This is a genomic window from Paracoccus lutimaris (assembly GCF_003337565.1).
Taxonomy (GTDB): domain Bacteria; phylum Pseudomonadota; class Alphaproteobacteria; order Rhodobacterales; family Rhodobacteraceae; genus Paracoccus; species Paracoccus lutimaris.
Genome location: NZ_QPJL01000008.1, coordinates 45,990 through 66,894 on the forward strand (window position 1 = coordinate 45,990; position 20,905 = coordinate 66,894).

The following is a 20,905-nucleotide window of genomic DNA, read 5'->3' on the forward strand; positions in this document are numbered from 1 at the left end:
CTCAGCTTGTCGCCGCCTGGACGAACAGGGTGCTGGGGACGGTCTGGCCATTGGCGGCCGTGCCGGTCAGCTTTACCTGATTGTCGGCGGGCACCTGCACCTGCCGTGATCCGTTGGCGATTTCGGCGGCGGGTATCTCAGTCCCGCCGGGGTCCAGCACCAGCTTGGTCAGGTTGGCGGTCTGCCATGCCACCGTCACCGTACCGCCCGCGGGCGCGGCGGTGGTGTTAAAATACAGGATCTGCGGATGCGTCATGTCCGAGGCGCCGATATAGTAGGTCTCGGATGCGCCGCCCGGCTGGTAAAGGGTAAAGCTGTTGATATCGCCCAGGATCAATCTCTGGCCGCCCCAGCTCATCGGGTCGATGCCAAAGGACAGCAGCAACAGCTTGCCGGTGGCGTCACGTTGCAGGTATTTGAAATACAGAAAGGTCACCGGCGCCAGCGAGAAGCTGATGCGGGCCTGGCTCTGGGGCGGATAGCCGGTGGCGGTCAGGATATATTCCACCCTACCCGGAATGTCCGAGATCGCCGCCGCCCCGTGCTGCGCATCGTCGCCCGGCACCCGCTGCATCTGCCGCAAGGGTTGCGCCGGGACCAGCTGCGGACCCGCCCCCGAGGGCGTGGTCAGCACCACCGCGCGGGCGTAAAGAACGCTCCAGTCCAGCGTCACCTTGTCGTCCACCCGCAGCGTCGCGCCAGAGGCGGGCGTCGCGGCAAAGCGTGGCAGATAGGGCGCGCGCGCCGTCAGCGTGACCGAGGTCGAGGCGGTCTTCTGGCCGTCGCCGGTGCGCACTGTCAGCGTCAGCACCATGCTGCCCGCGCCGCCGGGCGCAAAGCTGAGCTGGCCCGGATAGGGCGGCGTTGCGCCCTGTACCGGAAAGCTGCGCGTGCCGTCACCGCCATCCAGCCCCGCAATGTCGACGACCGTGCCGCCCGCCGATTCCCAGTACAGCGTCACCACCTCATCCTTGCCTGCGATCTGCTTGCTCAGCCAGGCGGTGATTTGCAGGCCCATCTGGTTCTTGGTCAGGTCAAGCGTCGTGCTGGCCTCGTCCGAGCCGATATATTCGGTGATGCCCAGGCTGACCGGACCAGGAACGGCGCTGATCTGGACCGGGCTCAGCGTAATCTCGATGGTCTGCCCCGGCGCCAGGATCGTCTGGCCCAGCGGAAGAATGGCAATGCTGTTGACCTCGCCGGGCTGCACCCCGGCGATGAACCCGTCGCTTTGCGATTTCGCGGTATAGGTCACTTTGTCCGTCAGCGCCGCGGCACCGGTCTTGGCTGGCGGCGCGGGAATGTTAAGCACGATCTCGTCGCCTTGCGGTCCGGGTACGAATGTAATCCGGCTGCCGCTCGCCGGATTGGTGGCCGTCAGCGTCAGCGTCTGCTCGCTGCCCGCCACGACCTGAAGGGGTGCCACGGCATATTCGAGTTTCGTGGCGCCACCGGAAACCGTGGCCGGTGCAGATTTCGGTGCCGCGTGATCGGTGCTCATGCGTCATTCTCCTTATCGCTGCCGGGCGTGGTGAGCGCGCCGGAAAGACTGAGCCAGCCTTCTGAGAGATGCAGCGGCACGGTGCCCATGCTGGCGCCGGGGGTGCTGGCCGTGACCGGCTCGTCCGGCGCCCAGCCGGTGATATCGGCGCGCGCGGCCCAGGCCCATTTGCCGCGCACTTCGGAAGGCAGCGGCATGCGGATGCGATGCGGATCGGTCAGGACCGGACCGGCGCGGAAATCCACCACCATCGCGGCCAGCGCCGCGGCAACGGGGCCGGGGGGCAGGCCCTGGCTCTGGCCCGGCTGCCAGCCGCTGGTGACCGGGATCCGGCCGCGCGGATCGACCAGCATCGTCAGATGGATGGGCGTGCCGTCAAGCGGCAGTTCCAGCAGATGGCCGGTTTCGACATAGCCGCTGGTTGCGGCGCCCGCATTTCCCAAAAGCCGTGTCAGGCCGCCAAGGGGCACCGGGCCGCCGCGCAGCGCCCTCGAGACCGCCGCCGTCTGCCCGCCCGCGCCATAGACCGCATAGAAGCGCGTGTAATCGTCATTGACGAAATAGCCCATCACCCCGTTGCTGCTGAGCCCGGTATCGCCCAGCCGCGCGGGCATCGTGACCGCCATCACCGGCACAGGTTTCGGCGCGAAGACCGGCTTGCCGCCCTGCTGCGCCACATAGCTGTCGCCGGTCATCCCCCAGCTTTGGTTGTAGGACGGCAAGCCCGCGATCGCCGCGCTGATCCTTGCGCGCACCACCGCCAGTGGCGGCCCCAGCAGCGTGCCGGCGCCATTGCCCGGCATGCCCAGCGGTGCCAGTGCCCAAAGCACGCTGTCGATATGGTCGAACATCGCGTCCAGCGCGCTTCCGCCCTCGGTCAGCCCCTGGTCAAGCAGCCCCGTCACCAGCGCTTGCAAATGCGGATTGCCCAGCGTTGGCCCGGCGCCAAGCGCCGCGTTCGAGCCGGGCGGCGATTGCCAGCGCAGGCCGGTGGACGAGGGCTGGGTCGCGGTGCTTTCCGTCTGGATCTTGAGCACCGAGCCGCCGCTGCCGCCGTCCTGTTCAAAGACCGCAAGCGCGATGTCCAGATTGTTGGGGATCACATAGCCGCAGACCGGGCTGGTCCGATCGGCGGAATTTGAGGGCAGCGTGTCATCGAAAGCATCCAGAAGCTGCAAGTCGATCCGGCAGGCATCGCTGATCCGGGGCGCGAGCTGGATATAGGCGCGGTTCTGGTCCTGGCCGTTCGCGATGAAGACCGGCGTCTGCACGCTTTGCGCGCGGATGACGTCGGTGATCGGCAACGAGGGCGCGACATTGGGCGGTTTGCCCGACAGGATCTGCCCCCAGCTGTCGACGATCCAGACGTCCAGAAGCGTCATATGCCCGGATCGCAGCGCGAAATAGGGCTCGACCGGCAGCGTGCCGTTCACCGGGGTTGCGCTGCCCGGGACTGGCAGATAGCCCACCGGCGCCGAACCCAGCAGCGCGTCCAGATCGGTCTCGTCCTGATTGGGGCCGCTCAGACGGGTCAGAAGCTGCTGTGTCACCCCGCTGGCAGCAAGGGTGAAAAGATCGGCGCGCTGCATCAACCCGACCATGTTTTCCAGCGCATCGCGGGTGAACTTGGGCAGCTGATCATAGTCGCTGTCGGTCTTGAACGTCGCCAGCCGGGCGGCGATGTTCTGCGCCACCTTCGGGTCAAAGACGGTGCGCGCCTCGAAGATGATGGGGCTGGCGGGGGGCTGAACCTGGCCGCCCTTCCAGACGAAATCCTCGGGTCCCAGCTCCCATTTCTCCAGCATGGTGGCAAAGTCGTCGCCGTCGGGCGCCCAGCTGACGCGCCAGTCGACAAAGACCGGCGTCCAGGGCTGGCCGTTGCGAAAGGTCACGGCCGGCGCGCTGGGCGCATGCCCGGTGAGGCCCGCCGCCTGCGCCAATGCCGCGGCCGAGGCCGAACCCGAAAGCTCGGCGAGCCAGGGGGCCTGCTGGATGCCGACGATCTTGGCGGCCAGCGCCGCGATCTGGGCCGGGGTCGAGCCGCCGCCGCCAAGCGCCAGCGCACGGCTGGCCAGGAATGGCGCGGCGCCGGGATCGCTGAAAAGCAGTTCGATCCACAGGTCGGGCACCTCTTTGGGCAGCGCATCGCCGACCGGCAGCACGGCTGCGTCGAGCACCGCGCCCGCGTCAAGCGAGGCGATGCCGGCACCCAGCGGCACGAGGTCCAATCCGGTGATGCTTTGGCCGGTGATCCGGCAGGTCAGGCTGTCATCCTCGTCATAGACCCCTGGCGCGGCGAATTGCGCGCTGCCGCCGGACCCCGCCACCAGAAATACCGGATCATTGGGCTGGTAAGCGGATGAGCCGCTGATCCGGCGGATCTCGTACATCCCCGCCAGCGCCGCCAGCAGCGCCGCCTCGGCCAGGGCGATCTCGCCGGTCTTGGGGGCGCTGCGCCTGTCAAGCTCGGCCTGCGTGGCGGTGATGGCTGCGGCCATCGCGGTCAATGCGGCGGTCAGCTTGCTCTTGACCTCGGGCGCGGCGCTGCGGGGGATATTGCGCTTTTTCCACAGCAGCGCGAAATACTCGGACTGCTGGGTCGCCAGACCCTCTTGCAGAATGTCAGCTTCGCGCTGCAAAATATTGAGTTGGCTAAGTTTGTCGGTCTGGTCCGGTGTCAGCGGCACGGTCGCATTGCCGCCATTCTGGTCGGTCCCCTGACCGACCTCGGGGCGGACAACGGTCCAGATGTTGCGCGAGCCCTGGGCCGCGAATTCGCGGGCGTGCAGATCGGCCTCGGTCTGACCGGGATCGGATTCCAGATCGTTCAGCAGCCCGGCCTGGAATGCCTCGATGGCGCGCTCGATCAGCGGGATCGTCGAGCGCGCCTCCTTGCCCTGGGTCACCAGCGTTTCGGCGATCCAGGCGGCGATGGCCTCGGTCGCGGTATTGCCCACGGCCAGTTGCGGCGGGGTCTTGCCGCCCCCCGGGGCGCCGCTGCCATAGGCGATATCGGCCCCCTGCCAGTCGACGTTCAGCAACATCCCCGCCAGCATCATCTGGCTAGGCAGGTCCGGAACCGGACCGGCCTCGCCATTGGCCATGCGCCAGGCCTCCCAGCGGGTGATTGCCTGATCAAGCTGCGGTGGCAGGCCGGCCTCGGGCGCACCATTGTCGACGCCGCGCGCCTTGGCCCAGGCCAGCCAGTCGGTCTGCGCCGCCCGCACGTCCGAAATCGTCGGGCCGAGCGCCCATTGAAACGTGCTCTGCACGGCCGCGCGCCAGGCCTGAACCGACGAGGTGTCGATGTCATGCAACAGATCCTGGCTTGGATCGGAATACCAGCCGATCACGGAATAGCCGTAGCGCGCCGCCGCGGTTGCCAGCGGATCATGCATGGTCAGCACGTTGCGAAGATTGTCATAGGCCGCCACCCAGGAGGTATTTCCGGGCGCGATGGCGGTCAGGGCGGGGGGATCGTTCGACTGGGTGCCGTCCCAGTCGGAGATGTCCTGCGCAAGGCCAAGGATGCCGGTGCTGCCCGGCGCGGCGGGCAGCGGGTACTGGCTGACGGTCAGCGGGATCTGGCCGCTTGCCGCTTCCAGATGGTCCGCCAGGATCACCCATGCCTTCAGCTGCGGCGGTCCGCCGGCCGCGTCATATTGCGCACGCAGCACCAGCCACCGGTTCGGGATCAGCGGAAAACGCGGCTGGCCGGCCTCGTCCGCGTCTGGCGCGGCTGCGTCGTCGGGCGCCGCGCCGCGCCGCAGCGCATAGGGCAGGGTCCAGGCCAGATGCGCGCCCACCTGCGGCTTTGCGGCATCCTCGACCGGGGTGAAGGGCGGCGGCGCGGCATCGGCCAGTCCCAGGCTGAGCGCCTGATAGTTCATTAGCGTCCGCGCCCAGCTGCTGCCCTGGATATCGGGCGCGCCGACCAGCAGGCAGTCGACGGCCATCGGCACGATCAGCCTTGGGCCGGGCCAGACCGGAGCCTTGACGGGGGTAGGGCCTTGGCTCATGGCGTGTATCCCTTCATCACTGGCCCCCATTCGCGGGGCAAAGTGCCGTGGCGCTGGCGGTGTAATCCTGCCGTCCAGCCCCGCGCACCATTTGCAGGGCAAAGCCCGCCGCGCTGAGCTTGCCCGAGGGCGGCAGCGCGGCCTTGGGCATTGCCGCCGCCAGCTTTGCGGCAGTGTCGGCGACGCGCACCACCCCGGCGGGCTGCCCCGTGCCATCGCGCATGATGACCGGACCTGTCAGGTTCTCGCTGTTTTGCGCGATCTGCGTGCCCGCGACATATCCCCCAAGGCCCAGACCGCGCAGGTTTACCTGCCAGGCGCCGGGCGTGCCGGCGACGGGCAGCAGGCCGAAATGCAGCCCCTCCGAGGGTTCGATAAAGCTGACCGAGTCGGGCTGTTCGGCGAAGATCACCAGCAGGATCGTCGCGGACAAGCGGTCCATACGCACCAGCTCGACGGTCTTGCCCTCCCGGCTGGCCAGGACCTCCAGCCCCGGCCAGCCCGAGACGACGACCGAGCGGAACAGAAATCCGGTATAGGCCGCCGGCACCGTGACCTCCTGGGGCAGGGGCTTGCCACGCAGCGTGGCGCGCAGGGCCTGCTGATTGGCCTCGATCTCGGCATAGACAGCTTCGAAAAGCGTTTCGTTGAAAATCGCCTCGGCGGTGGACAGCGTGGCCGTGGACAGCGCGCCATCGACGCTGCGCTGCAGCCAGTTGCGGTCGATATGGAAGAAGCGCATGGATTCGGGGGGCAGCAGGCGCGGATCCGCCACCAGATATTCGAAGGGCACGCCGTAAAGCAGCGTCAGCTGGGTCAGCCAGTCCAGAAGTTGCCGGGGCAGGGCGGGCGCGGTCGGGGCCGCGCCGGTCCGGACCGTGGAACCCTGTGCTGCCGCAGCCCCTTGCGCGACGCGCGTGGTGTCGCGCTGCTGCAGGCTGACGGCGCGGGCAGAGCTGAAGGTCGATTTCATGGACCGGATTCCTTCTTGGTCGCGCCGGCCTGGACAAGGTCGCGCAGCAGGTGCAGCGGATCGGCCAGCGCGTCCTTGGGCGTGAGGATGGCGGCGGGGGCGATGGCGGCGGGGGCGGCGGGGGCGGCGACGCGGCTGCGCGGCACCATCTGGGGAATAGCGTCGGCCAGATCCGCAAACCGGTCCGAAAACAGGTGCCGGATCGCCTCGGGGGCATCGGCGGATGCGCTCGCCTGCGCAGTCAGCGCCAGGCTCAGCGGGGCGCTGACCTCTGCCGCCCTGGTCGAGGCCGCAAGCCGTTGGGCATAGTCCCGCCGCCAGTTGATCAGCCCCTGGACAAAGGCCCCGTCAGAGAGTGCCAGCAACCGCCCGACCTGCCAGGCGCAGGCATAGGCGTGGTTGAAGACGCCATAGTCGGGATCGTAATGGATGGCGTGGTCCGAAAAGTAGAACGGCCCGTAACTGTCGTTCACCTGCGTGGGCGCCGGCACCAGCGGGCCGCGATAAAGCGCCGTCGCCACCTCGCCGTCGCGCAGGTCGTTTTGCAGCGGCACATAGCCGATGGCCAGCGCCTCTTGCGCCCAGGCATCGCCGGAGGGCGCCTGCGGCAGACGCAGCAGATCCACCCCGCCGCCGCCTTTCATGCAGAGCTGCTCCATCAGCTGCAGGAAGCCGCCCGGGGTTTCGTTGGCATAAAAGCTCCAGCTGCCCAGCACCACGAGCCGGATCTTCGTATAGGCCTTGCCGATGGCGGGACCGCCGGGAAGATGGTCCTGATGCCCTTCATAGGACACCAGCAGCACCGTGTTCCTGCCGCCATTCTGCGCGATCCGGTTGCCGGTCACGACCGAGAAGGCCCCGTCCTCATCCATGCCGAGGATGACCTTGCCGTCGGTGTTCACCACCCGCGCATGGGCGAGATAGGCCAAATCCCCGGCCGTGGGCGCGATGCCGGTGAAATAGTCCAGATCCATGTCCACGGTCACGACCGTATCGCCCTCCGAGGGCAGGATCGTGCCCAATGCGGGCGGCAGCACATCGGCCTCGGCCGGTTTGACCAGCGCCGAGACGGCAATGGTGGCGGGATAGCTGAGCTTGGGATCCTTTGGCCCGGACTTGCCGGGCGGGGCGGGCATCTCGGCTTCGGCAATGGTCAGCAGCCCGATCCAGGGGCAGGGGTCGTCGGGCGTGGCGGTCGGGCTCAGAAGCCGCATCCAGGGCAGCGCAAATTCCTTGAACACCATGCTGGGCAGCACGCCGTCATAGCTTCCGGCCTGATCGGCGGGCGGAAAGACCTGCTGGATGCTGCTCGGATCGATGCGAAACCGGGGCGCGGCGATTTCAAAGGGCTGGGTGGCGGGAAAGACGGGATCCGTGGTTTCGCCCACGATCCCGGTGACGGTCTGGGTGACCGTCAGCACATGGGATCCGGCGGTGAAGGGCGGGGTGATGCGGTCATAGAACTGGATCTCGCCGGGGCCGACCGTGGCCGGGGCCGAAATGATCGGATCGCTCATGGTTGCTGCCTCCGTTCGGTCTGGCCGGGGATCAGGTCGGGGGCGAGTGGCATGCCGCCGTTGCCGGGCCGCAGCGCGACTGCGATCCCCTGCGGATCGTCGGTCCCAGGCGTTCTGGCCAGCAATGTCGCGGGGGCTGCGGCAGGTGCTTCGGGTCGGGCCACGTGACCGATCACCGCAAGCAGCGCGCCGGTTTCGCCGCCGGTCAGTTGCGTGATCAGGCTGAGGCTGGCGCCGTCCTCGGCGGTGCCCGCGATGTCGAAACGCGCGGCGCTGCCGCCGGGGCGTGGGGTGATCTCGGCGGCTTGCAGCATCCGGGTTGCCGCGAGGCCCGGCACCGCATCGCGTCTTGCCGAGACCTGCAGCCGGGCGGCGGCCTCGTCGGTGTCCAGATCGGTGATGACGGTCACGCTGACGACCGAGCCGGGCAAGACGGTCTGCACCCAGCCGCGCCGCAATGCGCCATCGGCGCCGGTGACGCGGTTCAGAAGCAGCAGCTCCTCGGCTTCGATCGCGCGATGCGGCGCCCGGCGATTGCGCAAAGGCGGGTGGAGGGCGTTTTGCGTGCGCAGCGTGCATCCCGCGCCCACCGCCAGATGCGGGGTGATCTGGAAAAGCGGCGTATCCAGCTGCCAGCCGATGCCGTCCATCTCTTCGGTCGCGGGATGCAGCAACAGGTTGCGGGTGCCGGGGGGCAGCGACAGGCTGTCGCCTTGGGCCGGAACGATCCGGTCCGCCAGCATCGCCCCGTCCGCATCGAGGCACAGCACCCGCGCCTGCCCGGGTCCGGTCAGCGCCATTTCGCAAGGCTGCCGCGCATCCAGCAGCCACAATGCGCTGTGTCCGGGCAGCACCGGCGCCTCGGCGACATGGGCGCTGGACACCTGCGCGACATGGCTGGCGATCCGCTGCGCCTGTGCTGTCAGTGCCGGGTGGGCGCTGTTGGCGGGGGCGTCCAGCATGTGGCTGCGCATGACGGCGACCAGTCTTGGCGCGAATGCCGCCGCCGCCCGCTCGGAGGTTGCGGCAGGCCGGGGGGCTGCGGCAACCGCTGCGGGGCGCGGCGTCTTGCGTGTCGGCGCCGGTGCCGGCGCCTGATAGATGCCGGGATGGGCAAGAACCGGCGGCGCCTGCACCACCAGATCGGCCGAACTGGCCATCACCGCCAGCGACGGGTCGGCCGGGGCATCAAGATTGGCCAGCCGGAAGGTGGCATAGGCGGCATTGCGGTTCGCGATCGTCGGTGCCGCCATGATCGTCTGCTTCATGCGGGTGATCGCACTGATCTGGCTTGTTGCGGCGGCGGGACCGTATTGGGGTGCGTCGGCCAGCGGCAGGTGCAGGGTGTTCTTGGCCAGATCGTATTTCAGGTTGGTCAGCGCAAAGGCCGGGATGGTGCCGGTCAGCTGGTACGAGGCCGCGTTCAGAAGCAGCCCCATCACCGAATTCGGGATCACCAGATCGTTGCCGTCCGGGGCGCGCTGATTGTTCAGCGCGGCGGTGGACCAGATCGCATTCGGGGCACCGCCCGTTACCGCGTTCAGACCGACGCCGCGGGCATCAAGATCCACGGGGGCGCCCGAGGGACCGGTGATGCTGACATTGAGAGGCGCGCTGATCCGCTGCTGGCCCATTGGCCGGATGCCGATGCTCTGACCGGCAAGGACGGTCTTGGTCGCGGCGAAGGTCACTTCGCTGGCCGGGATCACCGTGTCGACGCGCAGCGAGAATGGCACCGCGCTCAGGAGCCAGCTTGCATCCTTGTCCTGTGCATTGGAACCGCCCAGCCGGCCGGTGACGACTGCCAGCTTCAGCGGCTGGCGCGGCGCGGTGTCGTTTGCCGCCGTGTCGTTTGTCGCCGTGGCGAGAAGCTTGGCCGCGGCGGGCGCAGGGGCCGGGGCCGGTGACGCCGCCGCGGGCAGGAAGCCATTCTCGAAGGCGCTCCAGTCCAGCAGGTTCGGGCTGGTGGCGTTCTGCGCCTCGCCGATGGGGATGCTGAAGCTGATGATGTACCAGTTGACATGGGCCTTGCCGTGGGTCGGCGGTCCTTCCAGGATCAGATCGGCCCCGAGCGAGACCGAAAGCGTGATCGAGACCCCGCCGATCTTGCATCTGAATCCCACCCCGATCGAAACCCCGATATCGACCTCGTAGTAGAAGGGCTTCCACTGGATGATGAAGTTCGCCGCCGCGTTCAGCCAGGCGCGCAGTGGCCCGGCCTCGAACAGCACCTTGAGATAGCCGCCGGCCATGATCGCCGTGGGCACCAGCGCGAAATAGGTCCCGCCCGAGATCGAGACCTTGCCGACGCTGACATCGATCAGCCATTCCAGTCCCAGCCGCGGCACGTCGGGATAGAATGAGGGTTTCTTGAAGGCCGGGTGATAGCCGCCAAGCGTGATCACGAATTGTCCGGCGGATATCGGCGTGCCGTCGGCAGCCGTGATGTCCTTGAGCCACAGCATGAATGCAAACCCGCCGGTCAGTTTGCAGGGCTGCGCCAGCACATAGGAATTGGGCGTCAGCTGCGCCTCGACCGAGATAAAACCCTGGTCCGGGATCACGGTCGCCTTCAGCGCCAGTTCCACATAGGCCAGCGCTTCGCCCTTGGACAGTCCCTTGGGCAGCGGCGCCGAGGCCAGACCGACCAGATCCAGCTCGAACCGGCGGCCGAACTGCACAAAGATCAGCGCCATGCCGTCGATCAACTCGAAACTGGAAAAGGTCAGCCCGGCGGCCAGCCAGTATTGCCCCAGTTCGGGCCGCACCACCTCGGCCAGCTTGGCCATCGCATCCTTGAGCGAGGTGTTGGCGCCGAACTTGCCGGGCAAAAGCGGGAAATCCTGAACCTGCCCCACGGGCGGAATCGTGACCGAGCGGTTGACGCCGAAGCCTGCGGCGACGCCGGTGACGAAAAACGCCGGCACGCCGCCCAGGGGTGCCTGCAATGCGCCAAAGACAAAAAGGCTGGGCGCGGTCGGGCCGTCCGCATCCGCCGTGATCGGCAGCAGCGAATAGGCCCCCAGCGCCGTGATGCCAAAGCCCGCCGCCTGCACCACCAGCGCACCCTCATATGAGATCGGCGGGCCGTCGAACTTCTCGAGGCTGCCCTCGATCACCACGGATCCGCCGCGAAACGAGATGCCCAGCCCCTCAAGGGACAGCGCGTAGCTGCCCAGATCGGTAATGCTCTTGACCGGGATGCCGACGCTGAGGCCCTGAACCTCCGCCTCCAGCCCGGCCAGCGACAGCCCGCCATCGAAGAGCAGGTCGAGCCGGGCATCGGGCTGTTCCCAGCCAAAGCCCACATCGACCACGTTCAGCGGTCCGAAGCTGCGCTGGACGGGAATGATGATCGGGTTGGCCGCCGCGCCGGCACGGGTCAGTTGCACGAAGGGCTTGCCCGCATAGGCGCCGAAGACGGTGAAGGCGGGGTTTGTGGCGGAGGTGTTGTCCTTGCCGGCATCGCCGCTGTCCTCGCCCGCGCCCAGCAGGTTCTGCGCCACCGCATTGCCGCCGCTGCCCTGCACCACGGATGTGGGCGCGACCGATATCGCGATATCGTCCAGGCCGGCGGCGACGCCGAAGCTGACCTTTGGCGCCGCGCTGCCATTCAGGTTCAGATCGACAAAGGCGCGCGGCGACACGCCGCCAAGCTGGAAGCGGGTGAAGTCCACCAGCGGCCGCCCGGCCGCGCCGGTGAAGTCCATGCCAAGATTGACGAAATTCAATTCGAACCTGTCGAATTCCGGCTTGGGCTTGCCGTTCACGTCCGGGATCGGCAGATACAGCCCGATGCCCGGTTTCAGCCCTGTCGGCCCGCCTGCGGCGGCGATCCAGGCGGCATCGGCGGCCCCCAGTTGCAGGGTGACGAAATCCAGTTTCGGCACCTTCAGCCCCGGAGCCACCACGCGCAGGCCATAGGCGCTGCTGTCTTGCGAATTGGGGCCGATCCACAGCTCACCCTTGTTGTCGGGGCCAAAGCTCAGGACGCGAAGCTCTTGTGCCAGAAGCGCGCGCAGGAAATTCGCGGTGAATTCCAGCGGCTCGATGTTCTGGAAAGTCGAGATCGGCGCCAGCGCATAGCGGCCATCCGCCTTGGTCAGAACCTTGGCGCCTTCCAACACATCCGCCGGGCTGGGACCGCCGGCGGCACCGAACAGCGGCGCCCCCAGCCAGCCCGAGACCGCGTCCTGGTTCAGCAGCACGGCGCCGACATAGCGCGGCACCACCTCGGTCAGCACCTGCAGCGCCCAGGCCTCGAAGCGCGCCGACAGGTCTCTGCCGTCGCCCTTGGCGGCGGGAAAGAATTCGGGCAGCAATTGCCGGGCAAGCGGCGAGGCGGCCGCGCCGGAGGCCGATCCCAGCGGGTCGAAGCTGAGGGCAAGGCCAGGCAGGCCGCCGCCGCTGCTGTCGGTCAGCCCCAGTGCCAATTGCGGCCCGGTATCGCCTTCAAAGGCGACGGTGACGTCGATGCCGAAGCTGAATTGCGGCGTGATCGCGCCGCTGCGCGGAATGCCGATGCCGGTACGCCCGATCCGCGGGCGGATGCGTCCCAGGTCGGGCAGGTCCAGTTCCACCCACAGCCCGATCTGCGCATCGTCGCCGGTGCCGGCCACCCCCGCGTCAAAGATCAGCGGCAGATCCTTGGAGGGCTGATAGGTCACCAGCCCGTTGCTGGTCTGGACGGCATCGCCCAGCACCAGTGCCAGCAGGGTCTTGACGGCATCCGCGGTCTTGGGGGCGCCGGTGTCGCTCAGCCGCGCCCTGAGCCAGTCCAGTGCCGCCGTCTCGACATTCTCGGGGGTGAATTGGGGCACGTTGCTGATGGCCTTGACCAGAGCCAGCACGTCAAGCTCGGTCCCGGCGGTTTGCAGGGCATCGGCGAAATCCTTGGCGCCGGCATTGCGCAACCCGTCCAGCAGATAGGGCGTCGCTTCGGCGATCAGCTTGGCCGGCAATTGCCGCGCCGTCTGCTCGACCAGCGAGCCGAAGCCCTGAAAGGGCAGCAGTTGCAGCGCAAGCTGCGCCTCGGCTGCGTCATGGGCCGCGATCAGCCCGGTGCCGGTGGGCGTGCCCTGGCCGATGGTCAGCGCAAAGCCGTTATCATAGCCGATATCGGCAAAGATCGGGTCGATGCCGCCCGGCGTCGCCTCGATCCGCAGCGCGCCGACAATGCCGGGCGCCGCGTTGGCGCCAAGCTGCACGCCGATCATCAGATCCTCAAGCGCGGCAGAACCATCGGCGATGGTGATCTTCTGCGATCCCAGCGCCAATGTCGCGGTATCGCCCTTGCCGGTCAGCGAGATCGCGAACCCATAGGGCAGGCCGGCGATGCCGACGCCATCCGCCTGCGGCACGACCGAGAGTCCGGCAGGGCCATCGACCTTGGGCAAACCGCTGAGCCAGCGGGCGAAACCCGCCACGTCGAACTGGCCGTTCTCGCCCAGGATCCCGTTCGAGAGCAGCCACCCCTTGGGGTTCTGGGCCAGTCCCAGCAGCGAGGGCATGCGCCAGACGCCGCCGATATTCTCGGCCAGGCCCAGACCGGCGAAGACCTGCTGCGCCAGAGGCGATTTCGCCAGCACCTGACCTTCAAGCACCAGCGTGGCCAGTGTCGACAGCGCATAGGCCGGCACGATCCGGGCCAGCTGCGCCTGCAAGTCGGGCAGCGGCGGCGCGTTCGCGGCCAGCGCGGCATAAAGGATCAGCGGATCGGGCGCGGGCCGGGTGCCATCGCCAAAACCGATGCCAAAGCTGAATTCGGGCGCGGTCGCGGCCAGGGTTGCCTCGGAAACCGGGCCCTGCGCGGCGGGGTTGAAGCCGATGGTGATTTCCGGCCCCAGACCCAGCTGGACGATGCGCCCGCCCAGATCCACGCTCAGCGACGGCGTGGCCAGATTTAGCGTCACGCTGCCCTGCGGCTTCAGGATGCCGGCAAGCACCGGCGCAAGCTCGGGGGCGATCGCGAAGCTGATCTTGTTGCCGCCCGCCACCGTCATCACGAATGGCCCGGCCGCGATGGGGGTTGTCACCGCCGCAAGCCGGCTGCTCAGTTGGCTTAGCGCTGGCGGGTCGGACAGCAGTCCGGTCAGCCGCGCCACCAGTTCCTGAACCGGGTTGCGGACCAGCGCGACCAGCCGGTCCAGACGCAGCGGATAGCCCAGATCGCCCGCCCCGAGGATGCCAAGCGCGCTCAGCACCTCAAGGATGGCCGGGTTCACCGTCGGCAGCGTGATCCCCAGCAGATCGCCGATCAGGGTGGCAAAGCGGCTGCGCGTGGCCGGATCGACCAGCAGCGTTTCAAAGCCCGCGGTGACAAAGCCCTCGGGGTCGGCGATCAGGCCCTGCCAGCCATCGGGATTGATCCCGTAGGGGTCGCTGTCGCCGCTGCGCGGCTGCGCCAGCCCCAGCAAGGACAGGAACGTGTAGGCATCGTTAAACAGCGCGCTTTTGGCGGCGGCGCCCGCGGCGGTCGAGACTGCCTGATTCAGCAGCGTCTGGACCGCCGACAATGCGCGCGGCATGAAATCCGGGGCAGTGATCTGGTCGAATGTCAGTGTCGATGGCGTGGTCGCGCCCGGCAGGACGACATCGGTCAGGGTGACGATGGGGGTGATGCTGGCCGTACCGGCACCATCGGCAGCCACCAGGATGCCCAGGCTCAGGCTGCCCAGAGACCCCGCCGCGCCGGCATCCACCAAGGGCTTGCCCTTGCATGACAGGGTCGACGTGATGCTGAAGCCCGGCACGGTGCTGTCCGCCACCGGTTTGCCCGAGGTCAGGTCAAAATCCAGCAGGTCCAGCCGCAGCCGGGTCAGCGCGTCGATCTGCGCAGCGCCTTGTGCGAAACTGCCCGCAAGATCGCGCCCGAGGCTCAGGCCGACGGATTTCCCGGGTTGGCCAGACCAGATCAGCAATGCGGCCACGGATCCGGGCAGAGCCACCTGGAACGGATTGTCATAGGCCAGCGAGCCGGGAAGCAGGGTCGCGGCGGTCTGGCTGGCATCAAGGCTCCAGCCGATCAGGGATAGGACCGCGCCAGCCGTGGCATCATCGGCCAGCGCATGGCCCAGCTGGCCGCGCAGCGCCGGCCACGGATCGGCGAAACTGTCGAGCTGCAGCGGCGCGATCGCGGGCCATGCCAGACCCTTGGGAAAGCCCGTTGCCTTGTCGATCTGCGGCAACAGCCCCATCGCGCCCGCCACCGCCATGCCCGGCCGGGTTCCCGTCTTCAGCAGCGCCACGCCCAGCAAGCCGGGTATCATTTGCCGGAAGCTGGCAATTTCGTTCTCCACCAGGGCTTGCAGCGCGGCGGGATCGGCAAGGTTCAGGGTTTCGCCCAGCTTGATGGTCTGGCCGTCGATGGTCAGCACGGGGTCGCTGACGACAAGCTGCAACGATAGCCCGTCGTCGCGGCTGAAGCTGCCGGTGGCCTCGGACGGGCCGATGCTGAAGACCGCCCCGCCCATCTCGGGCGAGCTGAACCCGTCCGGCAGTCGCAGCCCGGCAGCGATCAGCGGCGCCCACACCCCCTTGAGCGCGGCGCTGGACCCGGCATCGGGCAGATCGACGCAGACCAGATCAAAGGTCACGCCGGGTTCGATTTTCGTGCCCGCAAGCGTCAGTTGCGGCGCCAGGGTCATGCCGATGACCAGCTGCGTCACCGGCTGGCCGGTTTGTGTCGCGGGCGCGGTAAAGGCGGTCAGATGCGCGGGCAGCGTGGTCTGATCCAGCGTCAGCGCGGCCGACCAGGGGTTCTGCGGCGTGCCCTCTCCGGTCACCGTCACGCTGACCTTGCCGCTTTGCGCCTGCTGCAAAAGCCCTGCGACCTCTTCGACGATATAGGAAAAGGCCTTGCGCCCGTTGATCGTCTCGGACGAGGTCAGGATATCGCGGTAATAGCTGCCGATGGCATCGACGGGCTGAAAGATCGAACCCGCGATCCGTGTCGCGGAAAAGGGCGGCGCAAGATCGGCGGGCCAGGTTCCGCCCTCGACCTCGGGCGCGGTGACCCCGATCAACGCCGCCAGACCATCGGCGAAGGGAATGGCATCGGCGGTGCCGATCCCCAGCATCTTTTTCAGCTGCGACAGGATCAGCCCGGGCAGCACCTTCTCGGCCTCGCGGGCCAGCTCGGAAGGGCTGAGCAGGTTGACATTGTCATGGCTTCCATCCGGGGTGACCAGATCCAGCAGCTGCATCTGCGGCAAGGGCCATGTCGCCGCCGACAGCGCCACCCCCGCACGGATCGCCCCCGCGCCGTAGCCCTCGGCCGAGACCAGCGGCTTGGACAGATCCTTGTTGGTCAGTGCCACACCCAGCGAGAAGTCCAGCGAGGACGGCGCACCAAAGGAAAACGCCGCCGGGCCGATCGAGAATTCGGCCAGTTCGGCCTGGGCGGTCAGGCGCAGCACGGCGTCAGAACTCCCCAGCGCCTTGGGATCGGCCAGGAACTGCAAGCCGGGATAGATCTGCCTTGTGCCATCCTGGGCGACCGTCGACCCCATGGTAAAGGACAGTGCCCCGATGCCCGAAATCTGGGTCAGCTGCACCGCCAGCGGGCTGGCGCGGCTGCCGGAGCCGCTGGCCTTGGGCGCATCCGCACCCATCGCACCGCCGATGGCGGTCAGCCAGGTGCCCAGAAGGTCGGGACTGGCGGTCAGCGCGCCGAACCAATCCTTGAACGGCTGCGCGACGTCGCCCGTGCCCTTTATCGCGATGTCCAGAAGCTGCCCCCAATCCAGTTCTGGCAGGGTGGTCTTTTGCCCCGGCACGGTGCCGTTGATGCCCAGGATCGGCAGCAGATAGCGCGCCTCGTCCGCCGCCCCGGCCGAGATTTGCGACAGCGCGCCGACAAAAAGTGCGGCGATGGTGTTCTGGATCTGCAACGAGCTGAGCGCGGCAATATCCGCCAGCGACATGTTCCTGGCGGCGGTCTCGCCGGGCAGCTGCAGCCGCAGCACCACGACATCGGCTGTCACCTGGGGGGCCGTGACATCGATCAGGACGTTGACCTTGACCCCGTCGAACGAGATGCCTTCAAGTGAAAACAGCGGCTTGCGTGTTCCCGAGGCATCGCCGGCCCCCTCGACCGCCACGCCCAGACTCATCGGGAAGCCTGCCTCGGTCAGCACCGGCGCCACGCCACCCGCGCCCATCTTCAGGACCGGCACCAGTCCCCAGGCCTCGATGGTCACGACCGGATCCGAGGACGGCACATTGAACTGCCCAAGGATGCCGATGCCGAACACCTGATCGCCACCGCTTTCGTAATTGACGATATAAAGCCCGCGCGCGGCCTTGGGGTCCGGGGTGATCAGCGGATACCAGGTGCCCAGAAGCGCCGGATCCTTGACCGGCAGCCCCATGGCCTGACCTGCTGCCGAACCCAGAAGCTCGGTCATCAGCCCGGCGATCTGGCCCGGGTTCTGGCGTAGCGCCGTCCTGAGATTGCCGATCGGGTCGCCGAACCACGCGGCGTTCAGGCAAGCGCTGTCCGCCTCGGCGCCCGGCTCGAGCACACCGATCAGCTGGCCAAGGCTGGCCAATGCCGGGTCAAGCCCGGTAAAGCAGACGCTGTCGGCCGGGGTGCCGCGCAACATGGCCGCGTTGCGGGGGGCGGGCAGCATCGTCGGCTGCGGGCGGCGCAGCTTGCCGCGCCGAGAGGTCTGCCGGCGGCGGCGCGGGGGGATATAGCCCAGGCGCAGGCGGGGATCGTCGTCGTCCATCACATGACCTCTGGCGCGCGGCGGGGGCTGAGCAGGCTGGCATATCCCGACAGGCCGTGCCCATCGGGATCGGTGATGCGGGGCCGCCCCAGCAAGGACACGGGCTGACCCAGCCCGTCATTGCCGAAGGCGAAGGGGATCCGGGGCAGAAAGTCGGTCAGCCGGCTGAGGCTGATCGTGGTCGGCCCGACCAGCTTCGCCGCGAGCGTCAGAAAGTCGTAGGTGCCGAAGACCGGCGCGCCGAACATCCACACCCGCGGCGTCTGCGACGGGTTGAGCGTCTGGATCGTGTCGATGGCGGCCAGGGCGGCCACCGCCCCCCCCAGCCCATGGCCGGCGAAATCAAGCACGGTCGCGGCATCGGCCTTCAGCGCCGCCCCTGCCTCGGCGGCGATGGCGGCGCGCAGCGTGCCGAAAAGCGTGGCGGCGCCCGAATGTATCTTGGCCGTGGTCCATTCCGGACCCGAGAACGGCGTGGCGACCGGGTTGTAGTCACAGGTCAGCGTGTCGAATTCCTGCCAGCCGACCGCGTCCCGAAACAGCAGCGCGGCTGTACCGGGCGCGCGCGCCGAGACCCCCCAGATCGTCGGGCCATTGGCGATGGGCGCGGATAGCGCATAGGGCACCATCGGCGCCGCGATACGCAGCCCGGGATAGCCGGACAGCAGGTAGGGCAGGCCGATCAGATCGGCAAGCGTGGCCGCCCGAAGCACGTCGAACGCAGCTTGCGTGGCCATCTGCGCGGCGACGGTGCCCAGATCCACCGGATCGCCGCCCAGGGCCGCGACATAGGCATCGCTGTCGCGCTGCACCCAGGTGTCGGCGTCCGAGATCAGCCCGGGCGCAGCCAGCGTGCGCGCGGGGATAGCCATCGGCGTGCCGGCGACCACGGCGCCATCGGTGGGGGCGCCCGGAAAGGTGTCGATGCTCACGCCCAGATGCGCGGTGCTCAGCGTCCAGGCGGCTTGCGTCTGGGCGGCAAGCAGCTGCGCCAGTGCCTGATCGCCCGGTGCCGGGGCCGACAGCATGACGCAACGCGATTTCGCGGCCGGCCCCTTGGTCGTGCCGTCGGGGCCGATCTGGCCGGGCCGCAGGTCGATGGCGCCGATCGCGGCCATCGCCGCTCCAAGCTGCGTGCCGGTAACGATCACGTCGCGCGGCGCGGTGCGGGCAAAGGCCTGCCACAATTCGTCGCGCAGGGCTGCGTATCCCGCGACCGCCGGGGCGATCGCATTGGCGTTCACGTCGGACACGCCCGCAGGCAGGGGCAGCAACCCCGCCGGGCGGCCGATCACGGTGGCACTGCTCCAGGCCGCGTAGCTTTGCAGCGGATAGGCCAGGGCGATGACGGTGACCTGCGTGCCCGGGTCCGAGGGCAACGCCCCGCTGGCAATGAAGCCCTGCGCGCCGGTCGTGTCCGGGCCCAGCGGCGGCGGCGCATTCGGAAATGTCTCGAATACCGACCAGCCGGGCGGCAGGGCGGCGCCGATCGACAGGTCGCGTGCCGCAGCGCCCGCCAGCTGCGCCAGCGATGCGGCATCGTCAGGGCTAAGGGTGGTCATCGCGGCGCTCCATTCTGGGGGCCGCGATGCGGCCCGGGGTCGACGGATCGGCCGGCGGATCGGAGAACGCCGGTCTCGGGTATGTCGCGCGCATCCGGCGCAAGACGATTTTCAAGGCTGCGGCGGGACAGCGAACCGAAGCGCTATTTCACCCGTAGCAGCGTCACCGTGCCGGCATGGCCGACCTCACCTCCGCCAAGGTCGCTGCCATTGATGCCGGCACGGCCCGGCAGGGCCAGATCCTTCTTGCCAGCGATCATCTCGCCATAGCCGCCCTGGCCGGGGGTGCCGCTCATGCCGCCAGTTCCGGGGCAGCCGGCCGTGCCGCCGAAGCTCTGCCCAAGGACGTTGACGGGTTGCTGGCCGCTGAAGCGGATCTCGATGTCGCCACCAGGACCGCCATTGCCGCCGCGGCCGCCCATGCCGCCATTGCCGGCATCGCCGCCCTGGCCGCCACTGGTCGGGCGACAGTCGCCATTGGAAACGCAGGACGACGCGTTCGTGCCGCCATTGCCGCCTCCGGCACCGCTGCCGCCCGTACCACCATTTCCGCCCCTGCCGCCCTGCCCGCCGCGCGAGTAGATGCGGATCGGCCCGATATAGCGCAAGGCGGTCAGCACAAAGCTGTCGGGCCGTGCGCCGTTGCCGCCATTGCCGCCCGGGCCGCCGCCAGAAACCGCGTCGGCGCCCTTGGTGCCATCCGTAGCGCAGTGGCAGCTGAACCAGCCCGGCGTGCCATCAGCACCGTTCTGGCCGGTATTGGTTTCCTTGCTGTTCACGCCATCCATACCGATGCTGCCCGGTTCGCCATTCGCACCATCGGCGCCGAGGATCAGGATCTGCGGCATGGGCGTATCGTTGTCTGTGCTTTGCATGTCATCCTCTCGCTTTGGGCGGGTTCTCGGCTCAGGATCCGCCGGGGGGGACCGGCTTGTTGTTAAACACCACCTGACCAGGCGTCCCGTTCTTGTCGCCTTTTGGGCCGCCATTGCCCCCACCCAGGTCGCCGCCGCCGCCGGTCCCCGTACCGGGCAGGCCCGCGCCGCCCGCGCCGCCGCCGCCGCCGAGAGCCCCGTGATTGTTGTTGAAGACAATCGCGGCACCGATCTGCAATTGGCCCGTGATCATCACTGTTGCGGCGTTGCCGCCATTGCCGCCCTTACCGCCTGTGCCGCCCTTTCCGCCCATGCCGGCGGGACCCGTGGTGGCGTTCGTGCAGCCGTCCGGATTGTTGCCGGGTGGGCCGCCATCTCCGCCCCGGCCGCCCTGGCCGCCTTTGCCGCCCGTGCCGCCATTGCCGCCGCCCGTCTCGATGGTGACGATGCCGGTGATGAGGCCAAGTGATATTGACGCCGGCGCGCTGTCGAGCCCGGGCCCGGCATCGCCGCCATTCAGCCCGGTGCCGCCGTTAATACCGGGTCCGCCTTGCGTGGGTTGCGTGCTGCAGGTGTAATTGCCGTTCTTGTCCCTGGTGCTGGCGCCGCTGTTGCCCTGTCCGCCATTCTGGCCGGTGGGTCCGGGTTGGTCCTGGTCGGTGCCGGGGGTGCCGGGCCCGCCGATAAAGCTGAAGGTTTTTGTGTTGTCGGTCATTCCGAAACCTCT

At 68.2% G+C, this 20,905-nt stretch carries 8 protein-coding genes; all 8 read right to left on the bottom strand.

Annotated elements, in window-relative coordinates; all coding sequences use genetic code 11:
* Position 1: 1 nt before the first annotated feature.
* The 8 genes from DFP89_RS09110 to DFP89_RS20310 all read right to left on the bottom strand — a co-directional run bounded on the left by DFP89_RS09110 (position 2) and on the right by DFP89_RS20310 (position 20,893).
* Complete coding sequence (locus DFP89_RS09110) at positions 2–1,501, bottom strand: hypothetical protein (RefSeq protein ID WP_114349079.1); 1,500 nt, start codon at positions 1,499–1,501, stop codon at positions 2–4.
* Positions 1,498–5,520, bottom strand: a complete 4,023-nt coding sequence (locus DFP89_RS09115; protein ID WP_147273295.1) for a hypothetical protein — start codon at positions 5,518–5,520, stop codon at positions 1,498–1,500. Before DFP89_RS09115 ends, DFP89_RS09110 begins: the two co-directional genes overlap by 4 nt.
* A gap of 16 nt (positions 5,521–5,536) precedes the next feature.
* The gene (locus tag DFP89_RS09120; protein ID WP_114349081.1) at positions 5,537–6,493 is read right to left on the bottom strand and encodes a hypothetical protein; all 957 of its coding nucleotides are present in this window, start codon (positions 6,491–6,493) and stop codon (positions 5,537–5,539) included.
* Positions 6,490–8,010 (bottom strand): hypothetical protein, encoded by a 1,521-nt coding sequence (locus DFP89_RS09125; RefSeq protein WP_114349082.1) that lies wholly within the window; start codon positions 8,008–8,010, stop codon positions 6,490–6,492. Before DFP89_RS09125 ends, DFP89_RS09120 begins: the two co-directional genes overlap by 4 nt.
* A complete protein-coding gene (locus DFP89_RS09130) occupies positions 8,007–17,741 on the bottom strand; it encodes a DUF6603 domain-containing protein (protein ID WP_114349083.1) in 9,735 nt (3,244 codons plus the stop codon). The genes DFP89_RS09125 and DFP89_RS09130 overlap by 4 nt, the downstream gene beginning before the upstream one ends.
* Positions 17,741–19,303 (bottom strand): lipase family protein, encoded by a 1,563-nt coding sequence (locus tag DFP89_RS09135; protein WP_114349084.1) that lies wholly within the window; start codon positions 19,301–19,303, stop codon positions 17,741–17,743. The genes DFP89_RS09130 and DFP89_RS09135 overlap by 1 nt, the downstream gene beginning before the upstream one ends.
* A gap of 143 nt (positions 19,304–19,446) precedes the next feature.
* Positions 19,447–20,178 carry a hypothetical protein gene (locus DFP89_RS21020; protein WP_114349085.1) on the bottom strand — a complete coding sequence of 244 codons (732 nt, stop codon included), beginning with the start codon at positions 20,176–20,178 and terminating at the stop codon, positions 19,447–19,449.
* A gap of 31 nt (positions 20,179–20,209) precedes the next feature.
* Positions 20,210–20,893 (bottom strand): hypothetical protein, encoded by a 684-nt coding sequence (locus DFP89_RS20310; protein WP_181870296.1) that lies wholly within the window; start codon positions 20,891–20,893, stop codon positions 20,210–20,212.
* Between the last annotated feature and the right edge of the window lie 12 nt (positions 20,894–20,905).

Coding starts and splice junctions, on each gene's coding strand:
- DFP89_RS09110 (WP_114349079.1), bottom strand. CDS start 1,501: ATGAGCACCGATCACGCGGCACCGAAATCTGCACCGGCCACGGTTTCC.
- DFP89_RS09115 (WP_147273295.1), bottom strand. CDS start 5,520: ATGAGCCAAGGCCCTACCCCCGTCAAGGCTCCGGTCTGGCCCGGCCCA.
- DFP89_RS09120 (WP_114349081.1), bottom strand. CDS start 6,493: ATGAAATCGACCTTCAGCTCTGCCCGCGCCGTCAGCCTGCAGCAGCGC.
- DFP89_RS09125 (WP_114349082.1), bottom strand. CDS start 8,010: ATGAGCGATCCGATCATTTCGGCCCCGGCCACGGTCGGCCCCGGCGAG.
- DFP89_RS09130 (WP_114349083.1), bottom strand. CDS start 17,741: ATGGACGACGACGATCCCCGCCTGCGCCTGGGCTATATCCCCCCGCGC.
- DFP89_RS09135 (WP_114349084.1), bottom strand. CDS start 19,303: ATGACCACCCTTAGCCCTGACGATGCCGCATCGCTGGCGCAGCTGGCG.
- DFP89_RS21020 (WP_114349085.1), bottom strand. CDS start 20,178: ATGCAAAGCACAGACAACGATACGCCCATGCCGCAGATCCTGATCCTC.
- DFP89_RS20310 (WP_181870296.1), bottom strand. CDS start 20,893: ATGACCGACAACACAAAAACCTTCAGCTTTATCGGCGGGCCCGGCACC.